The sequence below is a fragment of the Streptomyces calidiresistens genome (assembly GCF_014141525.1).
GTDB classification, from domain to species: Bacteria; Actinomycetota; Actinomycetes; order Streptomycetales; family Streptomycetaceae; genus Streptomyces; species Streptomyces calidiresistens.
Genome location: NZ_VKHS01001092.1, coordinates 1 through 1,435, shown reverse-complemented (window position 1 = coordinate 1,435; position 1,435 = coordinate 1). Strand labels below are relative to the sequence as shown.

Genomic DNA, 1,435 nt, shown 5'->3' with positions numbered 1-1,435 from the left:
GGCGTCGAGAGCGTCGGGGGGGAGGGCACCGCTCCGCGCGGCACCTCCCGCCGGGGACTGCTGCTCCTGGTGGCCGGCTCGGCGACCGCCGCCGCCGGGGGAGCGGGGGTGCTGTTCGCCGGTCGGGCCCGTTCCGGGAGTGTCCCGGCGGAGGAGGGGGAGTCGCTGCTCATCGGCGTCCACGCCGACCTCACCGGCCCCGACGCCGTGGCGGGCCGTGCCCAGGAGGCGGGGGTGCGGCTGGCGGTGGAGGAGTTCGCCGGCCTGGTCCGCCTCCCCTTCGACGTGGACGTGCGGGTGGTCGACGACGGCGGCGATCCGCAGCGGGCCGCCGCGGCGGCCCGGGAGCTGGGGGCCGACCCGGCGGTGCGGGCGGTGATCGGGCCCACCGGCGAGGCGTCGGCCCGTCCGGCCGCCGAGCAGTACGCCCGGGCGGGTGTGCCGTTGCTGGCGCTCTCCCCGGCCGAGTTCCCCACCGGCGACACGGCCTACCGGACACTGCTGCACGCCCGCCCCGACACCGCCGCCCAGGCGCTGGCGGTGGTCCACCGGCTCAACGAGGAGCCGGGCGTGCGGCGGGTGGGACTGGTGGACGACCGGGCCGCCGAACCGATCAGTGGCATCGCGGTGCGGGCCGTCACCGGAGCCCTGGACCGCGACCGGATCACCCCCGTACCGCGGGTGCTGCCGGTGGGCGCGGACGATCCGGCGGGCACGGCGGCCGGATTGCTCGCCGAGGGCGTCGACGCGGTGGTGCACGCGGGTCGGGCCGACGCCGTGGCCGCGCTGGCGATCGCCCTGGCCGAGGCCGGTTTCACCGGCCCCCGGATCGCCGGTGAGGCGGCCCTGCGGGAGGAGTTCCCCCGGGCGGCGGGGGAGGCCGCCGAGGGGTGGTTGGTGGTCGCCTCCCGCATCGATCCCGCGCGGACGGCGGACGCGGTGGGATTCACCACCGTGTTCCGCAAGCGGTTCGACGAGGAACCCGGTCCCTGGGCCGCCGAGGGGTACGACGCCGCCCGCCTGGTGGTGGAGACGGTGCGGCGGATGGGGACGGGGACACCACCGGACCGCGAGATGCTCCTCACCCGACTGCGCTCGGGTCGGCTGAGGGGGGTGGCCAAGCCGCTCGCCTTCGCCGCCGACGGCCGGCTCGCGGCCGGTGGCGAGGGGGCGTACTGGTACGAGGTGCGGGGCGGGGAGTTCCACTACCTGGGGAAGGCACCCATGGCGGAGGTCTGAGCCCGGTCCCTCCGGCGAGCCCCGGGGCCGTCCCGCTGTTCTCGACACAACGAGAACATGTTCCTATGATCGCCCGTCACGACCACCCGACCGGCGGTCGTGACGGGTGCCCGATGGGCCCCGGTCGGAACCGAACGGCAGGGAGAGCGGATGGACGCGGGGACCGGCGGGGGCACGGGGGCGGGCACCGCCCCGG

At 77.4% G+C, this 1,435-nt stretch carries 1 protein-coding gene; it reads left to right on the top strand.

Annotated elements, in window-relative coordinates; translation table 11 throughout:
- On the top strand, positions 1 to 1,239 hold a 1,239-nt coding region (locus FOE67_RS25635; protein ID WP_182667203.1), incomplete at its 5' end, for an ABC transporter substrate-binding protein.
- Positions 1,240 to 1,435 lie beyond the last annotated feature (196 nt).